The organism is Variovorax sp. GW821-FHT10B04 (assembly GCF_059415645.1).
Genome location: NZ_JBWKNQ010000001.1, coordinates 685,270 through 710,768 on the forward strand (window position 1 = coordinate 685,270; position 25,499 = coordinate 710,768).

The 25,499-nt window shown below is 67.6% G+C and carries 26 protein-coding genes; 19 read left to right on the top strand and 7 right to left on the bottom strand.

Translation table 11 applies throughout. The features are described 5' to 3' along the window. Positions 1–28: 28 nt before the first annotated feature. The gene (locus AC07PZ_RS03270) at positions 29–997 is read right to left on the bottom strand and encodes an alpha/beta fold hydrolase (protein WP_495293571.1); all 969 of its coding nucleotides are present in this window, start codon (positions 995–997) and stop codon (positions 29–31) included. Positions 998–1,151: 154 nt separating this feature from the next. Here AC07PZ_RS03270 and AC07PZ_RS03275 point away from each other — a divergent pair, with 154 nt between their 5' ends. After that, complete coding sequence (locus AC07PZ_RS03275) at positions 1,152–1,661, top strand: MarR family winged helix-turn-helix transcriptional regulator (protein ID WP_495293948.1); 510 nt, start codon at positions 1,152–1,154, stop codon at positions 1,659–1,661. A gap of 91 nt (positions 1,662–1,752) precedes the next feature. Here the strand turns inward: AC07PZ_RS03275 and AC07PZ_RS03280 are convergent, their stop codons facing one another. Further along, entirely contained in the window at positions 1,753–1,893 is a 141-nt protein-coding gene (locus AC07PZ_RS03280) for a hypothetical protein (protein WP_495293572.1), read from the bottom strand. A 579-nt stretch (positions 1,894–2,472) separates the two neighbouring features. Here AC07PZ_RS03280 and AC07PZ_RS03285 point away from each other — a divergent pair. The 4 genes from AC07PZ_RS03285 to AC07PZ_RS03300 are packed head-to-tail and all read left to right on the top strand — an operon-like array spanning position 2,473 to position 6,569. Further along, on the top strand, positions 2,473–3,489 hold the full coding sequence (locus AC07PZ_RS03285) for an ABC transporter substrate-binding protein (protein ID WP_495293573.1): 1,017 nt from the start codon (positions 2,473–2,475) through the stop codon (positions 3,487–3,489). Further along, the gene (locus AC07PZ_RS03290; RefSeq protein ID WP_495293574.1) at positions 3,486–4,511 is read left to right on the top strand and encodes an ABC transporter permease; all 1,026 of its coding nucleotides are present in this window, start codon (positions 3,486–3,488) and stop codon (positions 4,509–4,511) included. The genes AC07PZ_RS03285 and AC07PZ_RS03290 overlap by 4 nt, the downstream gene beginning before the upstream one ends. After that, positions 4,505–5,338 carry an ABC transporter ATP-binding protein gene (locus tag AC07PZ_RS03295; RefSeq protein WP_495293575.1) on the top strand — a complete coding sequence of 278 codons (834 nt, stop codon included), beginning with the start codon at positions 4,505–4,507 and terminating at the stop codon, positions 5,336–5,338. The genes AC07PZ_RS03290 and AC07PZ_RS03295 overlap by 7 nt, the downstream gene beginning before the upstream one ends. Position 5,339: 1 nt before the next feature. Further along, positions 5,340–6,569, top strand: coding sequence for a c-type cytochrome (locus AC07PZ_RS03300; RefSeq protein WP_495293576.1), 1,230 nt, complete (start codon positions 5,340–5,342; stop codon positions 6,567–6,569). Between the two features lie 40 nt (positions 6,570–6,609). Here the strand turns inward: AC07PZ_RS03300 and AC07PZ_RS03305 are convergent, their stop codons facing one another. Continuing rightward, a complete protein-coding gene (locus tag AC07PZ_RS03305) occupies positions 6,610–7,323 on the bottom strand; it encodes a TetR/AcrR family transcriptional regulator (RefSeq protein ID WP_495293577.1) in 714 nt (237 codons plus the stop codon). Between the two features lie 22 nt (positions 7,324–7,345). Here AC07PZ_RS03305 and AC07PZ_RS03310 point away from each other — a divergent pair, with 22 nt between their 5' ends. Beyond that, on the top strand, positions 7,346–7,969 hold the full coding sequence (locus tag AC07PZ_RS03310) for a hypothetical protein (RefSeq protein ID WP_495293578.1): 624 nt from the start codon (positions 7,346–7,348) through the stop codon (positions 7,967–7,969). Positions 7,970–8,073: 104 nt separating this feature from the next. After that, a complete protein-coding gene (locus tag AC07PZ_RS03315) occupies positions 8,074–9,237 on the top strand; it encodes a HipA domain-containing protein (protein WP_495293579.1) in 1,164 nt (387 codons plus the stop codon). Between the two features lie 68 nt (positions 9,238–9,305). On the opposite strand, the gene AC07PZ_RS03320 is transcribed toward AC07PZ_RS03315, so the two are convergent. Then, positions 9,306–10,811, bottom strand: coding sequence for a SidA/IucD/PvdA family monooxygenase (locus AC07PZ_RS03320; protein ID WP_495293580.1), 1,506 nt, complete (start codon positions 10,809–10,811; stop codon positions 9,306–9,308). Between the two features lie 296 nt (positions 10,812–11,107). Here AC07PZ_RS03320 and AC07PZ_RS03325 point away from each other — a divergent pair, with 296 nt between their 5' ends. The 7 genes from AC07PZ_RS03325 (at position 11,108) to AC07PZ_RS03355 (ending at position 17,814) form a co-directional block, all read left to right on the top strand. Continuing rightward, positions 11,108–12,196, top strand: coding sequence for an ABC transporter substrate-binding protein (locus AC07PZ_RS03325; protein ID WP_495293581.1), 1,089 nt, complete (start codon positions 11,108–11,110; stop codon positions 12,194–12,196). A gap of 10 nt (positions 12,197–12,206) precedes the next feature. Then, entirely contained in the window at positions 12,207–13,034 is an 828-nt protein-coding gene (locus tag AC07PZ_RS03330) for an ABC transporter ATP-binding protein (protein WP_495293582.1), read from the top strand. Further along, positions 13,031–13,870, top strand: a complete 840-nt coding sequence (locus AC07PZ_RS03335; protein WP_495293583.1) for an ABC transporter permease — start codon at positions 13,031–13,033, stop codon at positions 13,868–13,870. Before AC07PZ_RS03330 ends, AC07PZ_RS03335 begins: the two co-directional genes overlap by 4 nt. Then, entirely contained in the window at positions 13,863–14,768 is a 906-nt protein-coding gene (locus AC07PZ_RS03340; protein WP_495293584.1) for a transporter substrate-binding domain-containing protein, read from the top strand. The genes AC07PZ_RS03335 and AC07PZ_RS03340 overlap by 8 nt, the downstream gene beginning before the upstream one ends. 65 nt (positions 14,769–14,833) lie before the next feature. Beyond that, on the top strand, positions 14,834–15,355 hold the full coding sequence (locus AC07PZ_RS03345) for a 2'-5' RNA ligase family protein (RefSeq protein WP_495293585.1): 522 nt from the start codon (positions 14,834–14,836) through the stop codon (positions 15,353–15,355). Positions 15,356–15,411: 56 nt separating this feature from the next. Further along, positions 15,412–15,948, top strand: a complete 537-nt coding sequence (locus AC07PZ_RS03350) for a cysteine hydrolase family protein (protein WP_495293586.1) — start codon at positions 15,412–15,414, stop codon at positions 15,946–15,948. Positions 15,949–16,269: 321 nt separating this feature from the next. Then, positions 16,270–17,814 (top strand): FAD-dependent monooxygenase, encoded by a 1,545-nt coding sequence (locus AC07PZ_RS03355; RefSeq protein ID WP_495293587.1) that lies wholly within the window; start codon positions 16,270–16,272, stop codon positions 17,812–17,814. Between the two features lie 3 nt (positions 17,815–17,817). On the opposite strand, the gene AC07PZ_RS03360 is transcribed toward AC07PZ_RS03355, so the two are convergent. Then, on the bottom strand, positions 17,818–18,738 hold the full coding sequence (locus tag AC07PZ_RS03360; RefSeq protein WP_495293588.1) for a LysR substrate-binding domain-containing protein: 921 nt from the start codon (positions 18,736–18,738) through the stop codon (positions 17,818–17,820). A gap of 115 nt (positions 18,739–18,853) precedes the next feature. Between AC07PZ_RS03360 and AC07PZ_RS03365 the strand changes: the two genes are divergently transcribed. Then, positions 18,854–19,492 carry a pyridoxamine 5'-phosphate oxidase family protein gene (locus AC07PZ_RS03365; RefSeq protein ID WP_495293589.1) on the top strand — a complete coding sequence of 213 codons (639 nt, stop codon included), beginning with the start codon at positions 18,854–18,856 and terminating at the stop codon, positions 19,490–19,492. Here AC07PZ_RS03365 and AC07PZ_RS03370 read toward each other — a convergent pair. Together AC07PZ_RS03370 and AC07PZ_RS03375 are read right to left on the bottom strand one after the other, a co-directional pair. After that, positions 19,482–20,588, bottom strand: coding sequence for an ABC transporter substrate-binding protein (locus tag AC07PZ_RS03370; RefSeq protein ID WP_495293590.1), 1,107 nt, complete (start codon positions 20,586–20,588; stop codon positions 19,482–19,484). The two genes, AC07PZ_RS03365 and AC07PZ_RS03370, sit on opposite strands and share 11 nt — an antisense overlap. Before the next feature lie 76 nt (positions 20,589–20,664). After that, positions 20,665–21,228 (bottom strand): GAF domain-containing protein, encoded by a 564-nt coding sequence (locus AC07PZ_RS03375; RefSeq protein WP_495293591.1) that lies wholly within the window; start codon positions 21,226–21,228, stop codon positions 20,665–20,667. A 128-nt stretch (positions 21,229–21,356) separates the two neighbouring features. Between AC07PZ_RS03375 and AC07PZ_RS03380 the strand changes: the two genes are divergently transcribed. The 4 genes from AC07PZ_RS03380 to AC07PZ_RS03395 all read left to right on the top strand — a co-directional run bounded on the left by AC07PZ_RS03380 (position 21,357) and on the right by AC07PZ_RS03395 (position 25,478). Then, positions 21,357–22,361: a LysR substrate-binding domain-containing protein gene (locus AC07PZ_RS03380; RefSeq protein ID WP_495293592.1), complete on the top strand. Its 1,005-nt coding sequence runs from the start codon at positions 21,357–21,359 to the stop codon at positions 22,359–22,361. An 83-nt stretch (positions 22,362–22,444) separates the two neighbouring features. Further along, entirely contained in the window at positions 22,445–24,280 is a 1,836-nt protein-coding gene (locus AC07PZ_RS03385) for a gamma-glutamyltransferase family protein (protein ID WP_495293593.1), read from the top strand. A gap of 26 nt (positions 24,281–24,306) precedes the next feature. Continuing rightward, positions 24,307–24,705 carry a VOC family protein gene (locus tag AC07PZ_RS03390; RefSeq protein WP_495293594.1) on the top strand — a complete coding sequence of 133 codons (399 nt, stop codon included), beginning with the start codon at positions 24,307–24,309 and terminating at the stop codon, positions 24,703–24,705. Then, complete coding sequence (locus AC07PZ_RS03395; RefSeq protein WP_495293595.1) at positions 24,702–25,478, top strand: alpha/beta fold hydrolase; 777 nt, start codon at positions 24,702–24,704, stop codon at positions 25,476–25,478. The genes AC07PZ_RS03390 and AC07PZ_RS03395 overlap by 4 nt, the downstream gene beginning before the upstream one ends. Positions 25,479–25,499 lie beyond the last annotated feature (21 nt).

The window sequence follows — 25,499 nt, forward strand, 5'->3', positions numbered from 1 at the left end:
TCGCTGTTTTCATGCGCCGATCGCAGGCCTAGATGCCCTTCAGATCGATCCATTTCAAAATCAAATCGGCAATCGGGGCACTGTTGCTCTCGAGCATCAGCATGTGTCCGTTCCCGTGAATTCCCGCATCGGGAAGCCACGTGAAATCCGCACCCAGAAACTCGGCGAGCGCTGCGTCGGTGGGTCTCGAATGACGCAGATCGTTCTCGCCCGTCAGCACCAGAATGGGCCGCGCGCCGACCTTCTGGGGGAAGCCGACATGAATGGCGGCGCCGCCGATGTTGAAACGCTCGTTCAGGATCTTGGGACTCTCTGGAACAACCGTTCGAACGTAGGCCTCGAGACCTTCGGCCGGAAATCTTTCGCCGTTGGCCCAAAACTCCTTGATGAACTTCTGGTCCACGACGGCGGGCCGATCCGGCGCGGAAAAGACAGGACAACCAGCCGCTTCGTCGGAGCGCAACGCAGCCACGGCGTCGGCATCGTTCGGCAACGCCCGCAGGAGATTTCCGGGCGAGCCCGGCGCGACACCGACAATGGCCTTGACGTTGTGCGAGTGATGTTCCGCCAGCCACCACGCAACAGGACCTGCTGCTGAGTGCGCAAGGACGATCGACGGACCAATGTCGTCGAGCAGTTTCGCAATGGCCTTGGCCACGTCCTCGGTGGACAGCGCGGTGATCAACTCCGCCTGGGGTGACTTGCCATGCGCGGGCCAATCCGGGACGAAGACGGTATGCCCATGCAATGCGAACTGCCGGGCCCAGCCCGGTCGTCCGTCCGGCGTCAGCAGATAGCCATCACCACTGTGGAAGCCGCCATGCAGCATGACGACATTGGACCGTTGCCGTGTCTCCGTGGAGGGTCGCACGGTTGCGACGTAGATCGGCCAGTCCGCAGTCCCGGACAGAAAATCAGACAGCTCGACCGCCCGGACATCTCGGCGGTTCGCATTCGATGTCCGGACCATTCCAGAGTGAAAATTTCTCAGTTCCATTTGGAACAATGGTGCCCCGCCGCCTGCCCATCGATCATCGGGACTAACCCGCAGCACTGCCACAAGCGAGCGCGCCGGCGTGCGGCCACAGGATTGCGATGAAGGGCCAGAACGTGCTGTGATAGCCTCCTCACACAGACAGACCTTGAACGAAGTGACCAAAGCCCTCAGCGATATCCTGGACGGCGTGTCCATCCCTTTCGCCTACAAGTTCGGGTACATGATCAACTCTTACAGGGAGCCGTCTTTCAGGGCGATCGAAGCCAAATATGGATTGACCCGCCCGGAAATTCTCACGTTGATCTTCCTGTGCTTCCTTGACGGAATCTCCGCGGGCGATATTTGCGATTTCTCGGGCCACCTGAAGAACAACATCAGTCGCGCTGTCACTGCCCTCGAATCGAAGAGGCTGCTGACCCGCTCCGCCGATCCCGGAAATCACCGACGCCTCCTGCTCTTCATCACGCCTTCGGGACGTGCGCTGCACGATCGATTCATGACCGGCCTGCAGGATCGGGAGCGTGACATGATGGCCTGCCTCTCGGAAGCAGAATCGCACACGCTGGCTCGGTTGTTGAAAAAGCTGTGCGCTGGCACACCCGCGTGGAGCGGCACCGAACACATCCGGCCGGATGCACGACGAGCGAGGACGAAGCTGCCTTGATTCAGGCATCGCGTCTTCCGCCTCGACAGTTGGGAGACGAGACCGGCAGGCCGTCGAGACGACTTCCAGTGAGCTCACCGACGCTTTGAATTCACAGCGAGGCCTCGGACGCACCCGCCGTCAGTCTCAGGTTCTGCACGGCTGCGCCTGCTGCACCTTTGCCCGGATTGTCGAGCACCGCGCTCAGGACGATCTGACCTGTTCGGCCATTGCAGTCAACGGCCAGACTCATGTCGTTCGACCAGTTATGGACTTGCGGGTCCACTTCCATCATCGATGGCGGCAGATCGCATTGGCAGCACGCGCACATGCGCTGCCTTGCGGTAGCGCTCCGCCAGGTATTCGTGAATGCGCTTGCCGGAAACATCCGAGGAAAGCATCCGCGCGTGCAACCCGCGGTCAGCACAATGCCCTGCCGGTAACTGCCACAGGCCGGCAAGAAGATGGGCCGCTCCGTCAATCTTGCTGCGACGCTTGCATGAACACGTGGCCGATCGGTTGGCCGTGATGCGGCACGAGCGCATCGTGGAACAGGGCACGGTCGATGCCGTGCTGCAGTCGCCGACCCACGCCTGTACGCGTGCGCTGATCGACGCGGCGTTTTGCAACGAGCCGGCACCGCCGGCGAGTCGGGTTCGGACAAGAGCACGCTCGGCTGTGCGCTGCTGCGCCTGGTGCGCCCCGACAGCGGGTGGATCATGATCAACGGCGCCGGCACCGCGCGCATATCGATAGGCGCATTCATTCGTTGTGCGGGAGCCTCCCGCAAACGAACACTAGCGGCTCCAAACATTCCGGTGGAGAAGCTTCGATGTCCTTGTCTCTCAAACAATTGCCGCCGTCGCGCCGCAGCGTGCTTCAGGCGGGAGCCGCTGCGGCCGTGGTCGGCTCGGCGGGCCTGCTGGGTGTTCCGGCATGGTCGCAGCAGAAAAAGCTCACGTTCGCCTGGAGCCAGGCCGGCTTCTGCCTCGCGCCCGTGCCCGTGGCACTGGAGCGCGGCTTCTTCGAGAAGAACGGCGTCGACGTCGAGCTTCTCAACTGGGCCGGATCGTCCGACCAGATGCTCGAGGCGCTCGCCACCGGCAAGGCCGACGTGGCCGTGGGCCTGATCCACCGCTGGGTCAAGCCGCTCGAAGCCGGCTTCGACGTCAAGGTGGTGAGCAGCGTGCACGGCGGCTGCCTGCGGCTGATCGGCGCCAAGGCGTCGGGCGTGACGACGGACGTTGCGAGCCTGAAGGGCAAGACCATCGGCGTGTCCGACCTCAACAGCCCCGCGAAGCAGTTCTATGCGATCCATCTCGCGAAGAAGGGCATCGACATCGACAAGGACGTCGAATGGCGCGTCTACCCGGCCGACCTGCTGGACATCGCCGTGAAGAAGGGCGAGGTCCAGGCCATTGCGGACGGCGACCCGAACGTGTACCTGATCGAGAAGCGCAACCCCGGCGTGTTCGCCGAGCTGGCCAACAGCGCCAAGGGCGAATACGCCGAGCGGCTGTGCTGCATCGTCGGCGCACGCGGCGAACTGGCACGCAACGACAAGCCGCGCGCGGCGGCCGTGGTGCGTGCGCTCGCCCAGGCGTCCGACTACGTGGCGGAGAACCCGAACGAGGCCGGCCGGATCTATTCGCAGTACGCACCCAAGGTGCCGCTGGAAGACCTGCAGAAGCTGCTCGCGGAGCTGACCTACAAGCACCATCCGGCCGGCAAGGCCCTGCGCAACGAGGTCGAGGCCTTCGCCACCGACTTCCGCAATGCGGGCATCCTGAAGAAGAGCACGGACGTGAGCCGCTTCGCGAACCACGTGTCGCTGGACGTGCTGGCATGAGCGCCGCAGCACAGGTGCTGGATCCGCCGTTCGAGCGGCAGCGGGATGCACGGTCATCGGGCGTTCTCAGCATCTGGCCCACCGGCCTGGTCGCCGCGGCCGGATGGCTCGCGCTGGGCCTGCTCACCCTGCTCTGGCCGAACAAGGAGATCGGCTTCAGCGACTGGGCCTTCACGCAGGAATTCGGCATTGCGACGCTGGTGGTCGCGGGTCTGCTCCTCACCATCGCGCTGCTCGGCTCGCGCGCGGGCAAGGCAGCGCGGGTGCTGCGGCCGGCCGGGCAATGGCTGGTGGCGCTGGCCGCACTGCTCGCGGTGTGGGAGATCGGCACCGCCAAGCTCGGCGTGCTGCCATCGCCCTTCTTTGCGCCGCCGCAGAGCCTGATCGACGTCGCCCATGAAGACTGGCAGCGCCTCGGCCTGTCGACGGCCTATTCGCTGCGGCTGCTGGCGAACGGCTTCGTGCTCGGCGCGCTGATCGGCTTCGTCACGGGCGTGTCGATCGGCTGGTCGCGCATCGCGGGGTACTGGGTGCATCCGCTGCTGCGTTTTCTGGGCCCGGTGCCGGCCTCGGCGCTGCTGCCGCTGGCCTTCTTCTTCGCGCCGTCGAGCTACTCGGCGGCCGTGTTCCTCGTCGGGCTCGCCACCTTCTTCCCGGTGGCCGTGCTGACCTGGTCGGGCGTGGCGTCGGTCAACAAGAGCTACTACGACGTGGCGCGGACGCTGGGCGCGTCGGAGCGCTTCCTGGTGCTGCGCGTGGCCGTACCGGCCGCGCTGCCGCAGGTCTTCGTCGGCCTGTTCATGGGCCTGGGCGCGTCGTTCTCGGTGCTGATCACGGCCGAGATGATGGGCGTGAAGGCCGGCCTGGGCTGGTACCTGCAATGGGCGCAGGGCTGGGCCGCCTACGCCAACATGTATGCCGCGCTGTTCGTGATGGCGGCCCTGTGCTCGGGCCTGATCACGCTGCTGTTCAAGGTGCGCGACCGTGCGCTGTCGTGGCAGCGGGGGACCGTCAAATGGTGAACGCCGCCGAGCCTTTCCTGGCATCCGTCGAACACGCGCCGCCGGCAGCCGCAGACGCAGACGCAACGTCGAGAGGCGCCGACATCGACATCCGCGGCGTGAGCCACTGGTTCGAGGTCTCGGATGGCGTGCTGCAGGTGCTCGACGGCATCGACCTGCGGGTGAAGCCGGGCGAGTTCGTGGCGTTGCTCGGTCCGAGCGGCTGCGGCAAGTCGACGCTGCTGCGGCTGGTGGCCGGGCTCGAGCCCGCCACCACCGGTGCCATCGAGCAGGACGGCGCGCCCATTCGCCGGCCCGACCCGTCACGCATCGTCGTGTTCCAGGACCCGACGCTCTACCCGTGGCGCAGCGTCTGGGACAACGTCGCACTCGGCCTTCAGGCCCGCGGCGTGCTCAAGTCGCAGCGTGGGCGTGTCGACGAGGCACTCGAACTGGTCGGCCTGGCGCAGTTCGCCAAGGCCTTCCCGCATCAGCTGTCGGGTGGCATGGCACAGCGCGTGGCGCTGGCTCGCGCGCTGGTCAACGACCCGCAACTGCTCGTGCTCGACGAGCCGCTGGGCAAGCTGGATTCGCTGACGCGCATCGCCATGCAGAGCGAACTGGTCGCCCTGTGGCGCCGCGCGGGCTTCTCAGCGCTGCTGGTGACGCACGACGTCGAAGAAGCGCTGTTCCTCGCCAACCGCGTGATCGTGCTGAGCGACCGGCCGGCGCGCGTGAAGGCCGAGATCACGGTCGACCTCCCCTACCCGCGCCGCCGCGGCGACCCGGCGCTGGCCGCGCTGCGGCACGAGGCGCTCACGCACCTGGGGCTCGACGCCACGTGGTGACATGAGCGGCCTGCTCGAGACCGATTGGCTCAACCTGCTGATCGGCCTGCTGCAGCGCAGCCAGCTTCAGTTGCTGCGCATCCTCGACGCGCTCGGCCTGGTCGATCACCTGCACGGCCAGGCCGCCTGGCCATGGCCGCTGCGCATGTCGGGCGAGAACCTGCTGCTCGATCTCGGGCAGGCGCGCAGGCTCGGGCTGACGCTGATCACGCTCGCCGCGGCGCTGTGCTTCTTCGGGGTCGGCCTGTTCTGGCGCCGCGGCCGCATCGCGCTGATGGCAACCGCCGTGCTGCTGCTTGCCGTGGCGCCCTGGCCGGAAGCCAATGTGGTGTGGGTGCCGGCCCATCCGACCAGCTTCCATCAGTCGCCGACCGGCTTTGCGGCGGACAGCATCGAGCGCGGACGCGCACTCTATGCGGCGCAGTGCGTGGGCTGCCATGGCGCGGATGGCCGCGGACAGGGAACCCTGTCGGCCTCGCTGCCGGTGTGGCCGCCCAACCTCGCGGGCCCGCTGCTGTGGCGGCGCGCCGATGGCGACCTGCTCTGGCACGTGCTCGAGGGCGTGCGCGACCGGCGCGGCGCACGCACCATGCCCGGCTTCGGTGGTGTGCTCAGCGACGCGGACGCCTGGTCGCTGATCGACTTCATGAAGGCCCAGGGCGCCGGCGAAAGCCTGCGCGAAGCCGGACTGTGGACGCAGCCCGTCGCGCCGCCCGACGTGGCGGTGCAGTGCAGCGGCAAGGCACCGCGCAATCTCGGGAGCTGGCGCGGCCAGCGGCTGCGGATCGTGGCGGCCGGTGCAAGCAGTACAAGCGGCGCAAACGGTGCAGGCGATGCGGCGGGCACCGCGCCCGCACTGCGCGAAGACCCGCGGCTGGTCACCGTCTTCCTGTTGCCGCCCACCGCGTCGCGGGCGACGTCCACGACCCCGGGCCCGATGCCGTCACCGGGCGATTGCGTGGTCGACTCCGCCGCGGCCTGGGCCGCGTTCTCGCTCATCGCGGCAAGCGATCGGCTGGCGGGGACCCAGCTGATCGTCGACCGCAGCGGCTGGCTGCGTGCGCGCAGCCAGCCCGGCCAGGGCGCCTGGCGCGACGACGACCTGCTGTGCCGCACCGAGGGCACGGGCCGCACGCCTGAAGGTCCGGCGCCTGCCGATGGGCTCGGCGCACTGATCGCGCGCATGGACGCGGAGCCGGTTCGGTTCGTGAAGGGTGGGTTCGTGCATTGAGGTCTGTGGGCGATGCGGCAGGCAGGTCGCGACCAGTCGCTCACGGGCCGCCAGTCGCCGGCGCGGGCAGAACTGCGCTCTCTTGCATCAGTTCGAGCAGCAGCGCCAGTGCCTCTTCGACAGCCGCCTGTTCCTTCCCTGGTGCAACGCCCCATTGCGGCAAATGGCCGTCGATTCGCATGCGGGCCAGGCCGTAGACGCAGGCACGCGACAGCAGAGACAGTCTCGCGGCATCGTGCCGGGCGTCGATCGCTCCTTCCGACTGCGCTTCCCTGATCAGGTCTTCGGTCTGTTCGCGCACGTCCTGGATGCCACGTTGCAGCCCCGGCGAGGAGTCGATGTCGATCTGGTCGCGCGCCGACACGATCCTGAAGTGCGCCGGGTGGTCTTGAGCCCACCGAAGGTAGCCTCGTCCCAGGGCGAACAGGCGGCGCTGCGCGCTGCGGTCGCTCGGCCGGATGGCGCGGCGGACTTCGATGCGAAGGCGCTCGGTGGCTTCCTCGGCCAGCGCCGTCATGAGCGCACGCCGGTTCGGAAAATGGCGGAACGGCGCGCTCGCGGAAACGCCGACTGCACGAGCCGCTTCACGAACGCTCACCCGCTCCGGGCCGTGCTGAAGCGCCATGGCGAGTGCCGCATCCACCAGCGCCTGGCGCAGGTTGCCGTGGTGATAGTTCGCGCGGGCATTCCCCATGTGAGCACCTTGTGATGAATGTCGACGGTCTGGGCGATTCCCAATGTAATCCGTGCTCACATTCTGCTCAAGGACACCACCGATGACCACGACACCCCTCCCCCCCGCCGGTCCACATGTGCGGACCGGCAGGACGGTCGCAGTGCTTTCGCTCCTCGTGCTGGCGTGTTCGCTCGCCGTGCTGTGGGTTGCACCAGATCCGGTGCAGGGTGTCCGCATGGTCATCCGGCTGACGGCACGGACTTCGCTCGTCTTCTTTCTCGTGGCGTTTCTCGCGTCGGCGTTGGCGAGGCAGTGGCCATCACCCCGAACACGCTGGCTGATGCTTCATCGGCGCGCATTCGGCCTGGCCTTCGCCGTGTCCCATGCCACTCATCTTGCGGCGATCCTCGCGTTCGCAAGAATGGATGCAGCCGGCTTCGCCCAGCAAACCTCCATCGGCAATTACGTGAGCGGCGGCCTGGGGTACGTGTTCATCGTCCTCCTGGCCGCGACATCATGGGACGGCGCAGTTCAATGGCTCGGGGCACGACGGTGGCGGCTGTTGCACACGGTGGGCGTCTACTACATCTGGATCAGCTTCATGGTCACGTTCGGCAAGCGCATTCCCGTCTCGCCCGCCTATGTGCTGCCGGTTGTCGTGCTGGTCGCCGCACTGCTCTTGCGCCTGGGTGCGACCCGCTGGTCACGGCGCGCCGCTCTTTGACCTCACAGCAAACGGCCTGCCAGTGCTTGGGTTGCCGGCACAAGAAGACATCCGAGACCCCGCGGCGGCCGGCTGTACACACGGGGTTCGCTGTCGTTCCGCAGATGCGCCATCCGTTGCCTCGACATACCAGCCGGATCATCTCCATTGCAGATCGAGGGTCGCGTTCGCGGCACCGGGCTGCTCTTAGCTGTTTTTATGCTATTTGTGATTTAGCTGGATACAAGTTAATCGGGCGCGACTGCGTCGGTGCCGTCCAGCTTCTGGATGAGGTCGAGACACCGGCGGCGCTCGACCGGGTCGATGCGGTAGCCGTCGACGAGGCGTCCATCGAACGGCACCTGCTCGGTGTCATCAACCCGGCGATGTTCGGCACAGCGGGCGACCCGGATGACGACTTCCGCATCTCGCTGGCCGGCGCGCAGGAAAAGGATGCCTATCTGTGGTGGAACGGTGCCTGGCACAAGCCACGCGGCACCACGCCCACGACGCATATCTTCAAACTCCCGCTGGGGCTGATCGGTGGTCGTCAGGCCGATTTTTCGACCTCGGTCGACAACGAGTGGCTGTGCCTCAAGCTGTTGCAGGCGCACGGCTTGCCGACGGCCAACGCCACCATCGCCTCGTTCGGAAAGCAGCGTGTCCTGGTGGTCGAGCGCTTCGACAGGCGCCTGTCGAACGGTCGCCTCCTGCGGCTGCCGCAGGAAGACTTCTGCCAGGCCACAGGCACCTCACCCCTGGTCAAGTACGAGAACGAAGGCGGGCCCGGACTCCTCAGGCTGAGTTCATTGCTGCAACAGTCCGCGAACGCAGCGGAGGACATGCGGACCTTGATGGCTTCGCAGATCCTGTTCTGGCTGCTGCGCGCACCGGACGGACATGCGAAGAACTTCAGCATCCACCTGTTGGCGGGTGGCGGCTTCCGGCTCACGAAGATGTATGACGTGATGTCGGCCTATCCCATTCTCGGCAAGGGCGCGAACCAATGGTCGCCGCACGACGTCAAGATGGCCATGGCACTGCTCGGCAAGAACAGGCACTACGCCATGGCGACCATTCGGCGAAGGCACTTCAACAGCACGGCCCGGCAGCTGGGCTACGGTCAGGACGCTGAAGCCATCATCCAGCAGTTGATCGAACGCACACCCGGCGCGATCGCGGACGTGCAGGCGCAGTTGCCGATGGATTTCTCGCCCCTGGTGGCCGAGCGTGTGCTGGGCGGCCTGCAGGCCGCCGTCGATGCGCTCCAGGGCATGCCCTCCAGCTGACCGTGGGCGGCACGGCCGAACCGGTCACGAAAGACAGGCCGGGCCCCATCCGTCGTGACCTCTTCCCATCACGCCACGGCAGTCTTCCTTGCGCCATCCGATGCATCGGCCTCCGCCGCTGCAGGCGCAGTCGCCGCGCGGCGCCAGATCGCGCTGGCATACAGCGCTTCGCCAAAGTCCGGTGCCACATCGGCACGCGTGCGTGCCTCGTGCTGCGGCAGGTCGGCCAGCAGCAGGTCTTCGCTGATGCGGCGGACCACCGCGGGCACATAGCCGCGGAAGCTCGGCACATCGCCCAGCGGCAGTCCGGTGCTGGCGAATCCGCCGGGGTTGTAGGTGTGGATGTCGCGCAGCCAGGGCGCGCTGCCGGGCGTCTTCTCGAGATATTCGAGCCCCGCGCCCAGATACGGCGCTGCGCCCAGTTCGTCGTCGCGTTCGTTCTCGGGCGGCTGGTAGCGGTCGCGCCAGCGCAGCACCAGATCGGCGATGCCGGCGAGTTCCGGCCGCTGCGACAGCTCGTGCGTGTAGCCCGTGCCCGCGATCACGTAGTCGAACAGGAAGCGCTCGTCGCCCACCGCTGCGAGCACGCGACCGTCCTGCACCGGCGCGTCCTGCCACGGCGCGGCCGGATGCAGATGGAAGTTGGCGAAGCCCAGCACGCGCTGGACCGCGTCGGGCGGCGGCGTGGTGCCCAGCCGCCGATAGCGCGCCGCATGGTGCCAGCGTGTGGCATCGGGCAAGGCCAGGTAGTTGTCGTAGACGCCCGGATAGCCGCGCAGCCGCGCCACCGGTGTCGCGGGGATCCGCGCACGCCGTGCGAACAGATGGACCGCTGCGGCACCGCTCTCCAGCGCGACGGCCGCGGCGTCGAACGCCGATGCGGCGCCGCCGATCACGGCCACGGTCTTGCCTGCCAGCGCCGCGAAGTCGATGGCATGGCCGGTGTGGGCCGCCAGACCTGCGCGCACCGCATCCGACAGCAGGCCGGGAATGAAAGGCGCACCGCTGCCGGCCACGCCGTTGGCGAAGATCAGCTTGCGCGCGGTCTCCACACGGTCGACGCCATCGACCTGCAGGTGAAGCCTGAAATGCGGTACCGGCCCGTCGACGACCGGCTCGAACCGCAGCAGCCGCGTGGCATGGCGAACGGCAATGCCGGCGATGCCGCGGAACCACGCCAGGTAGTCGGCCCATGTCGTGCGCGGGATGCGATCGATGGCCGCATAGGCTTCGAGCCCGTACCGCGATTCGAACCAGGCCTGAAAGCCCAGCGCCGAGACCGGCCCTTCGGGTCCGACCAGGTTCTTGAGCGTGCGCAGCTTCTGCATGCGCGCCCGCGTGAGCCAGACGCCGATCGACGCGCCGTCGGCCGCCGCATCGATCACGCTGACCGCGCCGATCCCGGCGCGCTGCAGCGCGAAGGCGAAGGCACTGCCGGTCTGGCCCGCGCCGACGATCAGTACGTTGTGGTCGATGCCCGCGTGGGTGGGCACCCAGTCGGCGGGCGCGGGGCCGAGAAGGCGCAGCGCCTCATGGGCGAATCGGTCCGGATGGGATGAAGACGGAGCAGTCATGTGCGGCTGTGATCGGCTGAAAAATGCGGGCCCCGCAGGGCCCGCGAACCCGCCGCTCGCGCGGCCAGGAGACACTCGCTTCCGAAGGCGAGGCCATCATTCTTGGTGCATGGGCGCGCATCCCGAAGCACGTAAATCGCATACGTTGATCCGGTTTTTTCTCTTCGGCACGTGCCGGCGGCCGTCGTGCGGCGGCGCATATGCATACGCACTTTTCTTCGTTGGCAGGCCATGCAGCGCTTCCTACGATGCGCGTTCCCCAACCTCCGAACGCTCCCCAGCCGGAGCGCGCCGCCATGTCCATCGAGTCGTCTCCCGCCTTCACCGCTCATTCCATTCCGTCGAGGCGCCTGGCGCTGAAGACGCTTGCGTCGCTGACCGCGGTGAGCGGCGTGGCCGGCCTGGCTGGCTTGGGCTTGGCCGGCTGCTCGCGCGGCGACGACAAGACCGCGTCGTCCGCCGGTGCCGCTGGCGGGCCGGCCGTGGTCAAGAAGGCCGGCGACAAGGTGGCCTTCAAGTACCCCGACAACCCGTCGTTCGACCTGATCTACCTGGCCGACCAGCTCGGCTATTTCGAAGGCACGAACACACGGCCGGACTACGTCGGCAAGATCGCCGCGCCGCAGATCATTCCGCTGGTCGGCACCGGCGAGATCGACTTCGGCGCGCGCATGGTGCCACTGGTGATCTCGGCCATCGCGTCGGGCGCCGACCTGAAGGTCGTGGCCGCGGGCGGCAAGACCTTGCAGGAGGCGCCGCACATGAAGTACTTCGTGCGCAAGGACTCCGGCATCCGCACGCCGAAGGACCTCGAAGGCAAGACCATCGGCTTCAACAGCTTCGGCGCCTGCGCCGAGTTCGTCACCAAGAAGTACCTGCGCCAGCACGGCGTGGACGTGAACAAGATCAACTTCGTCGTCATCCCCGACGAGCAGGCCGAGCAGACGCTGGTGACGAAGAACACCGACCTCGCGATCATCCATGCGCCCTTCTCGGGCCGCGCGGACAACGCCGAGCAGCTGGTGCGGCTGTGGAGCGACTACGACCTCGACGGCGGGCTGGGCGGCATGGCGCCGTACAGCGCGCACGGCCAGTTCATCCGCCAGCATCCCGAGGCCGTGCGCGACGTGGTGACGGCACTGGCCAAGGCCGGCAACTGGGTCAATGCCAACCCGGAAGAGGCGCGCAAGCTGGTGTCCAAGCGCATCAACATGGAACTGAAGAACGTCGACCGCTTCGCCTACATCGACGACCTGGTCGTGACCGAGCCGCCGATCCAGTACTACGTCGACATCCTGCAGTCGGAAGGCAAGATCCCGGCCGGCAAGGTGACGGTGAAGGACGTCTACACGAACGAGTTCAACCCGTTCGCCACCAAGACCTGAGCGTGCGCCGATGACCATCAAGATCTCGGCCCGCGACGTGCGGATGGACTACGCGGCCCGCGGCGCGAGCGAACGCGTGCGGGTGCTCGAAGGCTTCGACCTCGATGTGCGCGACGGCGAATTCCTGTCGGTGCTCGGCCCCTCGGGTTGCGGCAAGTCGACCTTCCTGGGCATTCTGGCCGGACTGACCGAGCGCACCGGCGGGCGCATCGCCATCAACGGACAGCCGCTGGCCGGCATCCATCGCAACCAGGGCGTCGTGTTCCAGGGCTATGCGCTGTTCCCCTGGCTGACGGTGCTCGACAACATCGCCGTCGGGCTCGACATTCGCGGCGTGGGCAAGGCGCAGCGACGCCGCACGGCGCAGGAGTACCTCGAACTCGTCGGCCTGCACGGCTTCGGCGAACGCTACCCGCACGAGATCTCCGGCGGCATGAAGCAGCGCGTGGCGATCGCGCGTTCGCTGGCCTATGAACCCGACGTGTTGCTGATGGACGAGCCCTTCGCCGCACTCGACGCGCAGACGCGCGAGGTGCTGCAGGGCGAGCTGCTGCGCATCTGGGAACAGCATCGCAAGACCATCGTGTTCATCACGCACAGCCTGGAAGAGGCCGTGTACCTGTCGGACCGCGTGGCGGTGATGACGCAGCGGCCGGGCCGCATCAAGGACATCATCGACATCCCGCTGGAACGGCCGCGCTCGGCCGAGCTGCGGCATTCGCCCGGGTTCGCGGCCCTGCGGCAGCGGGCCTGGGACGTGCTGAAGGACGAGGTGCAGCTGGGCATCCGCCCGCCGCAGCCACACGCCGCAACGCGTCATGCGGAGGTGGTGCGATGAGCGCCGTGCTGGACGCGCCGCCGGCGCCCCGCCCGGCGTCGGGCCTGCGCCGCTTCGCGCGGCGGCTCGGTGGCGCCAGCCGCATGGCCGAGCGCGGCATCGGCATCGTGCTGTTCTTTGCGTTGTGGGAGGCATTGCCCCGCCTGGGCATCGTGAGCGACGCCTACCTGAGCCCGCCGTCGGCGGTGCTCGCGAGCATCGTGCAGTTGCTGGACAACGGCCAGCTCTGGAAGCACGTCGCGGCGAGCCTGCAGCGCTCGCTCTGGGGCCTGGTGCTCGCCAGCGCCGCGGGCGTGGTGCTGGGTCTGCTGGTGGGCGGCTTCCGCCGGCTGGCGGCCATCGTCGACCCGGTGCTGCAGCTGTTCCGGCAGACCTCCGCCTTCGCGCTGTTTCCGGTGTTCATCCTGTTCCTCGGGATCGGCGAGCTGTCGAAGATCGCCATCATCTTCTGGGCATCGTTCTGGCCGGTGCTGCTGAGCACGGTGAGCGGCGTGAAGCAGGTCGACCGGCTGCTCGTGAACTCGGCGCTGTCGATGGGCGCGTCGCGCCGCTTCGTCTTCTTCAAGGTGGTGCTGCCGGCCTCGCTGCCGTCGATCTTCACCGGCGTCCGGCTTGCGGGCGCCTACAGCATCACCGCGCTGGTGGCCGCCGAGATGATCGGTGCGCATTCGGGGCTCGGCTTCCTCACGCTGAATTCGCAGGAGACCTTCCAGATACCGACCATGTACGCGGGCATCCTGCTGCTGGCGGTGCTGGGCCTGCTGCTGAACTACCTGCTCGCATTGCTGGAGCGCCGACTGCTGCGTTGGCGGCGGGGGCTGAGCCTCGATGAGTGACGGCGCAACGTCGACACCCACCTCGCCGGCCGCATCGCGCAAGCGGCGCGCCGCGCTGGCGGGCGCATCGCTGGTCGCAGCGATCGCGCTCGCGGGGCTGGGCGCGTCCTGGGCGTCGTCCTCCGGCCCGCGCCTGAGCGAACTGCCCAAGGGGCCGGTGCTGGCCAAGGCGATCGCGCGCGGCACGCTGGTGGTCGGCGTGCGCAGCTACCCACGTCCGGCGCCGCCCGAGGCGCCCACGCCGCCGGAGCCGGATGGTTTCGATGCGGCGCTGGCGCGCGATCTCGCCCGCTCGCTCGGCGTAAAGCTCGATCTGGTCGGGCTCGGTGCCGCCGACCAGGAAGGCGCGCTGCGCGAAGGCCGCGTCGACCTGCTGATCGCCGGCGTACCGGTTGCGCAGGCACCGAAGGGCATCGACGCGGCGCCCGGCAGCTACGACACCGGCAGCGGCCTGGTGGTGGCGTTGCGCAAGGGTCGCGTGCAGGACGCGCCGGCACTGCGCGGTGCACCCGTGTGCGTGGGCGAAGGCTCGGGCTACGCGGGTGCGGTGGCGCTGCGCTATGGCGCCGAACCGCGCAGCTACCCATCGTCCGTGCATGCCGTCTCGGCCTTCATGGCGGGGGAATGCGCGGCGCTGGCCGAAGACTCGGAGGTGCTGGAGCGGCTGCTCAAGAACGACGAATGGCGCTTCTACAAGGCACTGGCCAGCGACCTGCGGCCCCCTTCCGATGCCGCGGTCCGGCTGCCTGCGGGCGACACGGTGTCGCGCGACTATCTCGCCGCCGCATTGCGGCAATGGCGCGCCGATGGCACGCTGGCCCAGGCCCGCGGCACGCGCGCGGGCAACCTGCAGTTCGAGATCACGCTGCTGAAGGACGGCTTCGTCTGCCACTCCTGAGCCTTGGACGTGGAGGTGGACGTGGACGTGGAGGTGCAAGGGGACTTCTCGTACGATGAAGAACCATGGCCATTTCCGCCTTCATCGTGAAGGTCCCCAGCGCCGAGCCGCTGGCGGGACCGCTGCGCGAGCGCTTCGACGCCACGTCGACCCTGGGCGTCCCTGCGCACATCACGGTGCTGATTCCCTTCATGGACCCGCGCGACATCACGCCCGACGTGCTGCGGCGGGCGCAGCGGGCCCTGGATCGAACGGCCGCCTTTTCCTTCCGCCTGTCGTCGGTCGGGCGCTTTCCGGCCGTGGCCTACCTGGCGCCCGAACCCGCGGCACCCTTCATCGCATTGACGCAGGCACTGGCCGGGACTTTTGCCGACTACCCGCCCTATGCCGGCGCGCACGCGGGCATCGTGCCCCATCTCACCGTCGCCCATGGCACCGACGCCGAAGCCGACGAGGCCGCGCTGGCCCTGCAGGCAGCCCTCGACAAGGACGGCCCGGTCACCGCGCACTGCGGTTCCGTCTCGCTGATCGAAAATTCGTCTGGCCGGTGGAATGAGTTGCACGTCTTTCATCTGCCGCAGGGCTGAGCGCAGGCAGTTGTTCATGCCCGTGCATGACCTTCGCTCGCATCCGGATCGGACCCATGAAACAAGCCCTTCTCATCATCGACGTTCAGCGCGCCCTGTTCGATTCCAAGCCGCCACCCTTCGAATCGGCGGCGGTCATCGCGCGCATCAACGCGCTGGCCGCCCGAGCGCGCGATGCACAGGTGCCTGTCGTGTTCATCCAGCACGAGGACGGCGGCGCGCTGGCGTTCGGGTCCGATGGTTGGCAACTCGACGGCGCACTCACGGTCCGCCCCGGCGACTTCGCGGTCCGGAAGACGACGGCCGACTCGTTCCTGAAGACGGATCTCGGTGACGTGCTGGCCGCAAAAGACGTCGACTGCGTCGTCGTCGCGGGCTATGCGTCCGAGTTCTGCGTCGACACCACGGTGCGCCGGGCCGCGGCGCTGGGCTATGAGGTCGTCATCGCCGCGGACGCTCACACGACGCACGACAAGGCGCATGCGACCGGCGGACTCATCCGGGCGCACCACAACGCGACGCTCGCGGACATATCGAGCTTCGGGCCGCGCATCTCGGCAGTTCCCGCGGAGCAGCTGGTCTTCGGCGCATAGCGGGCCATCGCTAGAATCGCCCGACTCGGTGCCGGGACGTTCCCGGCAATTCCCACCCAACGGTGCGGCCTAGACGTCAGCCCCAGCAAACCCCTTCTCTTCAAACCCGTCGCATCGCCGACCGCGTTCTTCTCCGGCCGAGGCCGAAGGCGAGCGCCTGGTGCGCTTGCACGGTCCTGTTGAACTGCCGCGTCGGTTCACGTTCGTTTTCCTCGTTCCCAGCGTCGACCTCCTGCGAGGCGCAGCCGCAAGCACCTGAACGTCTTGCCCGGCTTGAACGCGCCCGTGCGCGCGCGGTCGACGCTTCCGTCCTGTCCATCCATGACTGTCTATTCTTCTTCGCGTCTTTACGACGTCGTCATTGCCGGTGCCGGCCCCGTCGGCCTTTTTCTCGCCTGCGAGCTCGCACTCGCCAAGCTCGACGTGCTGGTTCTCGAGCGGGCCGACAGCCCCGTCACGCCCTTGAAGGCGCCACCGCTCGGCACCCGTGGCCTGTCCGTGGCAACGGGCGAGGCACTTCATCGCCGCGGGCTGCTCGACGACGTGCTGGCGGCGGCCGCCACCGCACGTGCCGCGGGCGACCGGTCCGCTACCGGCGCCCCGCGCAAGGCGCAGGCCGGCCACTTCGCAGGCATCGGCATCGATGCGGCCAAGATCGACCCGTCCCGGTGGACGTACCGCCTGCCCAACCCGGCGTCCACGAACTTCGCGGCCGACATGGGCTCGGTGGAGTCCGTCCTGGCGGCACGGGCCATCGCGCTCGGGGTCGACATCCGGCGCGGGCTGCCGGTCACCGGGCTCGACGACCGCGGGGAGGAAGTCATGGTCGGCGCGGGCACCGCCGCGTTTCGCGCACGGTGGCTGGTCGGCTGCGACGGCGGCCGCAGCACGGTGCGCAAGCTGGCCGGCTTCGCGTTCGAAGGGACGGAGCCCGAGTTCACCGCGTACTACGCGCTCGTGGACATCGCCGAGCCCAGCCCGCTGCGACCGGGACGCAACGCGACGCCGTCGGGCTTCTACATGAACCAGCCGGGCCAGATCGCCATCGCGGACTTCGACGGGGGTGCCTTCGACCGCGCGAAGGCGATCACCGCCGAACATCTGCAGGCGGTGCTGCGGCGCGTGACGGGCACGGACGTCACGCTGTCGGCCGTGCACCTCGCCACGAGCTTCACCGACCGGGCACGGTTGGCAACGACCTACCGCAAGGGCCGTGTGCTTCTGGTCGGCGATGCGGCGCACATCCACTCCGCGCTGGGAGGCCAAGGCTTGAACACGGGCCTGGGCGACGCGATGAACCTCGGCTGGAAGCTCGCAGCCGTCATCCGGCGCACGGCACCTGCCGATCTGCTCGACACCTACCAGGCGGAACGGCATCCGGTCGGGCAATGGGTTCTGGACTGGACTCGCGCGCAGGTCGCTGTCATGCGGCCCGACCCGCACGCACGCGCGGTCGAGCACATCGTCCGCGACCTGGTCGACACGCCGGACGGCGCCACCTATTTCGCCGAACGGCTGTGGGGCGTTTCGCTGCAATACGACCTGGGCGGCGGACATCCACTGGTCGGCCGCAGCGCTCCGGACTTCGCGTTCGACGACGGCAGCAGGCTCGCCTGCCATCTGCGGCACGGCGCGGGCGTGCTGGTCGACTTCGGCGATCCGGCGTCCTTGCGGCGCAGCGTCACGCCCTGGGCCGATCGAATCCGGTACGTCGCGCTCCGCGCACAGAACGAACTCGGGCTGACCGCCGTGCTGGTGCGCCCGGACGGCTTCGTCGCATGGGCATCTGATGAGATGCCGGCCGACGGTGCCGTCGAGCGCGCCGCCACGGCCTGGTTCGGACCGGCCGGGTCGGTCCCGCGGTAGGCATTACGCCGACGGCTGAAGGCCCGCCCCGATCGCCTGCCGCAATCGAGGTGCGGCGAAATCGAGAAAGCGCCGCATCTTCAGCGGCATCTGGCCCCGCGACACATGCAGCAGGTGGACCGGCGCGGCTTCGGGCTCGTATGCCGCCAGGATGATCCGGAGCTGGCCTCGGTCGACCGGATCGACGACCTGGTAATGCAGCAGGCGCGTCACTCCGACGGAAAGGCTCGCCGCATCGACCGCGGCCTCCGTCGTCGTCACGGTCAGCCGTGGCTGGAGGGGGACGTCGATTGCCGCTCCCGAACGGGGATCCCTGAAGCGCCAAGATGGTGACGGCAAGGGTGTGCCGACTGCCACGCAAGGAAAGCGGCCCAACGCCGCAGGTTCGAGCGGCTCGCCCCGGGCGGCCAGGAGCACCGGGCTCGCACAGGTCACCAGCCGCATCGTGCCGATGGAGGTCGCGACCATCGAACTGTCGGGCAGCTTGCCGATCCGCACGGCCATGTCGACATGGTCGTCGACGAGATTCACATTGCGATCGCCCAATGCGAGCCGAATGTTGATTTCGGGGAACGCCGCCAGGAACTCGGCCACGACCGGCAGCACATGCAGGCGGCCGAACATGATGGGCGCAGTCACCACCAGTTCGCCCCGGGGCACGGTGAACTCGCCGGCCGCCGTGCGCTCGGCGTCTTCGACCTGTTCGAGGATGCGGCGGGCCGAAGCGACATAGGCGACGCCGACATCGGTCAGGGTGAGCTTGCGCGTCGTGCGGGTCAGCAGGCGCGTGCCCAGGAGCGCCTCCAGGTCCGAGATCTTCCGGCTCAGCGTGGCCAGCGGAACCTGCAGTGCGCGCGACGCGGCGGAAAGACTGCCCGTCTCGGTCACCGACACCAGCATGGACATGGCCTCGAAACGGTCCATGGATCATCCTTCCATTTTTCGGTAGAGAGATTACCGAATCTGCTGGATTATCTATTCCACTGCAAAGGTCCATCATTGCTGCAAGCGAGTCATTCGACTCGATCGGAGGTGTGAAATGGCCTACGGCTTCATGGACATTGCATCGACGCCCAGCGTGCAGGCGGCGCAGGCGGCGATGGGCGCCGACCACCTGTGGCGCGACTTCAAGGGGCATCGCGACTTCGACAGCTTCGGCGAGAACGAGGCCGCCTTCATCGCGGACCGCGACAGCTTCTACATGGCCACGGTGTCGGAAACGGGCTGGCCCTATGTCCAGCATCGTGGCGGGCCGCGCGGCTTTCTGAAGGTGATCGACGACAGGACGCTGGCGTTTGCGGACTACCGCGGCAATCGCCAATACATCAGCACCGGCAATCTGGCGGCCAATGACCGCGCCTGCCTGTTCCTGATGGACTATGCGAGTCGCGCCCGGCTGAAGATCTATGCACGCGTCGAAGCCGTTGCATTGGAGTCCGATGCGGCACTTGCGGAACTCGTCACGGTGCCGGGCTACAAGGCGAAGCTCGAACGCATCCTGCGCGTGCGGCTGGAAGCCTTCGACTGGAACTGCCCGCAGCACATCACGCCCCGCTTCACGGAAGAAGAAGTCACCGCGGGTGTCCGGCCGCTGCGTGAAAGACTGGGCGCGCTGGAAGCGGAAGTCGCGACACTCCGCGCGCAACTCGCCTCCAGGGACGGCAAGCTCAGGCCTTGAACTCGCGCGCCTGCCGGATGATCGCGGCCTTGTCGAACGCATTGACCTCGTCGATCAGCTCGTTGCTGTACCACTTGCCGATGTCGCCCAGCTTGGCCGCGAGTTCCGGGTCCTTGGTGACTTCGCTGGCAAGCGCGACATTGGCTTCGGCGTCGCTCGGCGCAATGTAGCCGTGGCGTCTTTCGGGGTCGTCGTCCTTGCGTACCCAGTTGTCCTTGCGCCGCGCCAGGATCTTCTTGAATTCCTCGCGGCCTTCTTCCTCGGTCTTCGATTTCGGCTTGCTCTCCGGGTAGCGCGCCCAATGCAGGTTGATCGCCTGATCGAGGTTGGCCCGTGCGAAGAGCGTCGATTTGGCCATGCCCCGGAACAGGCCCACATACTGTTTGTGGTTCTCCTTGAGGTCCTTCTTGCTGACCCCGAACCAGGCCGAGCTGATGGCCGCGACCTTCGGCGTCAGCGGCAGGTAGCGCAGCGGAAAGCCGGCCAGTTCGACCCGTGCCGTCGCGGTGTCGAAGGAGATGATGGCATCGACGCGATCCTCGTGAAGCGCCTTGCCGGCCGGTCCGCCGTCGCCGATCGGGATGAAGGAGACACCCGGATCGGCGACCCCGAGTTCCTTGAACATCAGGCGCAGCGTGATGGGGCCGGCATCACCCTGGTTGCGGATGCCGATGCGTTTGCCCTTGAGATCCAGGACCGACTTGTACGGGCTGTCGGGCTTCACGCAAAGGCTCGATGCGGAGCCCGGCAGGAAGTTGTACACGGCGACCACGCCAAGCTCGGGTTCCTTGGCCGCCTGGCCAAAGAAGATGATCGGCGACACCGTGCCGAAGTTGGTCTCGCCGGTCACGATGGTCTGCATCGATTGCGAGGGATTGCTCATGTTGACGAATTCCACGTCGACGCCTTCGGCCGCGTAATAGCCCAGGCGCGGCGACTGGCCGCAGGTGATGAAGCACTGCTGGGCATCGTTCACGTTGGCCGCATTGGCCAGCCGAAAAACGCGGCGCGGCTGCGCACGCGCGATCATGGGGCCCGCGGTCGTGGCGGCGCCGAGGGCCAGGGCGGCGATGTTGAATCTGCGACGGTCGATCATGAAGACTCCTGTAAGCATGGGGACTGGAATGCGACGGGCCGGCCGTGGTGGCGGGTCTCTCTGGTACGGCGAGGGCTCACGTCACGCTTTCTGCGCGCGACACATGAGGCACCTGTGCCGCTTCGGCAAGGATCCAGGGGCGGGCCAGCGTCGCCAGGCAACGCAATGCGGCGACCTGCTGCGCGTTCCACTCCGTCCGTGCGCCCATGAAGTTGAAGATGGCGACGCAAAGCCCGTCGCTGTCGAGAATGGGAATGTTGACGGCCGCATACAGGCCGAGCGAGGCCATCAACACGTGGTCGTCGAAGGTGTCGGCCATTGCGGCATGGCCTTCGGTCAGATACACCTTGTGATCGACCACCAGCGTGCGCGTCCAGGGCGTCATCCGCTTGTGCTTGCGTCCGCCCACCGGATAGCTCTGCGGGTCGGAAGACCAGATGCGCTGCAGCAGGACTTCGCCGGCACGGCGCTCGGGCGCGTCGACATTGACGTTGACCGACAGGACGCCGTTGCCAGCCCAGGCGCGTCGCGCCGTGTCGATGTGGGCCATGGCATGGGGCCATGACGGCGCGCCGTCGAGCGCGTCGCACAGGCGCTCGACTTCGACCGCTGGAAGATGGAGGTATTTCGAGTCTGGCATGGTTTGTGTATCGGGATGGTCCATGCAACGAAGCGTAGAGAAGCAGGGTGGCATCGGCGATCGATTTGCTGATGGCGCCATTCAAATTCGGTCATACCGGCCGGCGTAAGTCGTGCCTATTCCGAGCAATGAATTCTTCGCCCGACATCAAGCACCGCTCGGCGGCACTCAACCACCTGCTGTTGTCCAGGCTTCGGCTGCGCCACCTGACCCTGCTTTCGCTCATTGCCCAGCATCGGCGCATCAGCCGCGTCGCCGACGTGCTGGGCATGGGCCAGCCGGCCATCACCAAGGCGCTCAAGGATGTCGAGGACATCTTCGGCACCATGCTTTTCGAGCGGACGCCGACAGGCCTGAAGCCGACGGAAGCGGGCGAGGCCGTCCTGCAATACGCCGAGGTCTCGCTCGCGGACCTCAGCATGACCTCGCAAAGGCTGACCGCGATCTCCGCAGGGCTGCACGGCCGCGTCCGGATCGGCATCATTCCGCACGCACCGGAGATGCTGCTCGCCGCGGCGATGGAACGCCTGGCCGCCGAGAGCCCGCGCATCTCCATCGTGATCCGTGAAGGCTCCACCGCGGAGCTCGTGAGCGCGCTGCGTGCGCACGAACTCGATTGCGCCATCGGCCGCTCGCTGCCGCAGAACCACAACGCGGAAGTCATCCAGGAGCCGATCTTCGAGCAGACACCCGGCCTGCTCGTCACGCCCGCGGTGTACGACCGCATCGCCAAGCGCGCGCTCGACTGGAAGCTGCTGGCCGAACTCGACTGGATCCTGCAGCCGTCCAGCACGCCGATGCGCCAGATCGTCGACACGATCTTCTCGGCCGCCGGCGTGCCGCCGCCGATGCCCGTGGTCGAGACGATCTCGATGCGCGCCATCGAGAACGCACTCCGCTTCCTGCCCAACGGGATCACCATCCTCGCGCGCGACCAGGGTGAACGCCTGGTCGCAACAGGCACCTGCCGGCTCCTGCCTTACGACCTCGACTGGACACTGCCGCCGATCTGCCTGCTGCTGCAGCGATCCGCCTCGCGCCAGCCCATGGTGGAAGCCTTGGCCCACGTCATCAGAGGTGCGGGCAAGGAGCTGGCATTGGCGCGGCGGATCCGCCAATCGGCCAACTATTGAGGGGTCGGCACGCATCACGTAAATGGCATGCCCTCATGCCAAAGCTGTCGCAACGCGCGATCCTCGCTTCGTAAAGTCGAAGCATGTTTACCACCCGACCAGAGCTGGCAGGAACCTTCGGCGTCGTCGCATCGACACACTGGATCGCATCACAGGCGGGCATGAGTGCCCTGGAGAAAGGCGGCAATGCATTCGATGCAGCCGTCACCGCCGGCCTGGTCCTGCATCTGGTCGAGCCGCATCTCAACGGTCCGGGCGGCGAAGTCCCGATCCTTTTCTGGAGCGAGCGCGAGCGTGCGGCGCGCCTCGTGAACGGCCAGGGCGCGGCGCCGGCGGCGGCCACGCCGGCGGAGTTCCGCCGCCTCGGCCTCGACCTCGTGCCCGGCATCGGTCTTCTCGGCGCCACGGTGCCCGGCGCACTGCCGTCATGGCTGACGCTGCTCGCGCAGCACGGAACCTTCAGCCTGGGCGAGGTGTTCGCCCCCGCGATCCACTACGCCACCGAAGGCTTTCCGGTGGCGCCCAGGCTGGCGCAGGGGCTGCTCGCCGTCAGCGAGCTGTTCCGTTCGCACTGGCCGTCGTCGGCTGCGACCTGGCTGGTCGATGGCAAGGTGCCTCGCCCCGGGTCGCTGCATCGGCTGCCGCAGCTGGCGGCCACCTATCGCCGTCTGATCGCCGAGGCGGAGCAACGCAGCACGGGCCGCGTCGATGCGATCGAGGCGGCCATCGACGTGTGGCAGCGCGGCTTCGTGGCGACCGAGATCGACCGCTTCTCGCGCACCACACAGGTGCTCGACGGCACCGGCGAAGCACACGCCGGCCTGCTGCGCTTCGACGACATGGCGGCCTGGCGCGTGGCAGTGGAGGCGCCCGCATCGATCGACTTCGGCCGCTACTCGATCCTGAAAGGCGGCTTCGGCAGCCAGGGGCCGATGATGCTGCAACAGCTGTCGATGCTGCAGCATGCGGAGCTCGAACGCTTCGCACCGGAAAGCGCCGGATTCGCACATCGCATTGCCGAGGCCGCCAAGCTCGCCTTCGCCGACCGGCTCGCCTGGTATGGACGCGCGCCGGCTGCGAACGAAAAGGCCCAGGCCGCCCTGCTCGAAGACGCGTACGCGAGGGAGCGCTGGGATTCTCTCGATCTCGCCTCGGCGGCACGCGAGCTTCGGCCGGGCTCGCCACTGGGGCGCACGCCAAGGCTGCCAGACCTCTCCGTGGCCGAGCGCACCGCGCGCAACGCCGACCTGCGCTACGGCGTCGGCGAGCCGACCTTTGCCAAGCTGCCGCCGACAGCCCAATGGGTCGATCGCGAACTCTTCGTGGGCGATACCTGCCACATCGATGTGATCGACAAGGAAGGCAACATGGTGTCGGCGACGCCTTCGGGCGGCTGGCTCTCGTCGAGCCCGACGATTCCCGAACTCGGCTTCGCGCTCGGCACCCGGCTGCAATCGACGTGGCTGGACGAAGGTCTGCCCAACACGCTCACGCCAGGCGTCGCACCGATGCACACGCTCTCGCCGACCCTGGCGCTGCGCGACGGCGAACCGTACCTGGCCTTCGGCACGCCGGGCGGCGACCAGCAGGACCAATGGGCAACGGCCTTCTTCCTGCGCCATGCGGTGCATGGCATGAACCTGCAGGAAGCCATCGACTGCCCCTCGTGGCACGTGACGCACTACCCCAGTTCGTTCTGGCCTCGGCTGACACGGCTGGGCGGCTTGACCGTCGAGTCTCGCTTCCCGAGCAGCGTCATCTCCCAGCTGGAGGCGCTCGGCCACACCGTCGAAGTCGGCGAGCAGTGGTCGGAGGGGCGGCTGTCGGCCTGCAGCCGCGAGCGCGACCGCGAGGGCCGCCTGATTCTTCGTGCCGCCGCGAATCCGCGCGGCATGCAGGGCTACGCAGTCGGCCGCTAGAGATCTTCAACACGCACCCCCACACCATGATGCTCGTTCACCAACTCAACCACTACACGCTGAAATGCGCCGCGCGCGATCTCGAAGCGGTCAGGGCTTTCTACACGGCGGTCATCGGCCTGGTCGAGGGCCCGCGGCCCGCCTTCAGCTTCGCCGGCCACTGGCTCTACAGCGGGGCGCAGCCGATCGTTCATCTCGCCGTCCTGCTCGATGCGCCGGCGCCGCCCGCAACGGGGCCGCTCGATCACATCGCCTTCACCGGGCGCGACGTCGCGGCGGCCCGCAGCGCGCTCGATGCGCTGGGTGTCGCCTTCGACGAACTGCCGGTGCCCGGCTTTCCCCTGCATCAGATCTTCGTGAAGGACCCGCTGGGCCTGAGGATCGAACTGACATTCGCAACGGACTCTGCCGAGGCTGCAGCATGACGGACTTCGCCCAACTCGACGACGACCTGCAGATTGCCTACGACATCGCAGGTGACGGCCCGCCGCTGCTTCTGCTGCACGGCTTGCAGGGCGGGCGAAAGATGCTCGCCGAATTGGCCGCCTTGCTGGCGACCTCTTTCCGCGTGATCAACTTCGACCAGCGCGACAGCGGCCAGACGCGCAATCTCGCGCAACCCTACGACCTGGCTCAGCTCGCGGACGACGCGGCGGCACTCGTGCGGGCGCTGGGCTACACGCGGGTGAACGTGTTTGGCACCTCGTTCGGAGGCCGCCTCGGCCAGGTCCTGGCGATCAGGCACCCCGAGATCGTCGATCGCCTCGTGCTGGGCGCGACCTGGCCCATGCCGCAGTCGATCGCCGACGCCAACCCGGCAGGCGTGGCCCGGTTCACGCGCATCCGCAGCGAGCTGCCGGCCAGCGCCGGCGAACTGGCCGAGATGTTCGTGCCCAAGGCTTTTCTGGATGCGAATCCCGACGTCCGCCGGCAATTGCTCGCCATGCCCGATGCGCCGGATCGCGCCGCGCGGCGGGCTCAGGCGGCGACCACGGTCCATGGCGATGCGGCCTCGATCGCAGCACCGACGCTGGTGATCGCCGGCGAGGTGGACGAGCTCATCCCCGCGGCGGTCACCCTCGGCATCGCGCAACTCGTTCCGGACGCGCGCGGCGTGACCCTCGAAGGCGTCGGGCATGTCGCCTCGCTGCAAGCGCCCGAGCGGTTGGCCGGGCTCGTGCGCGACTTCATCTTGTGATCGAAAGGATCGACGTGCAAT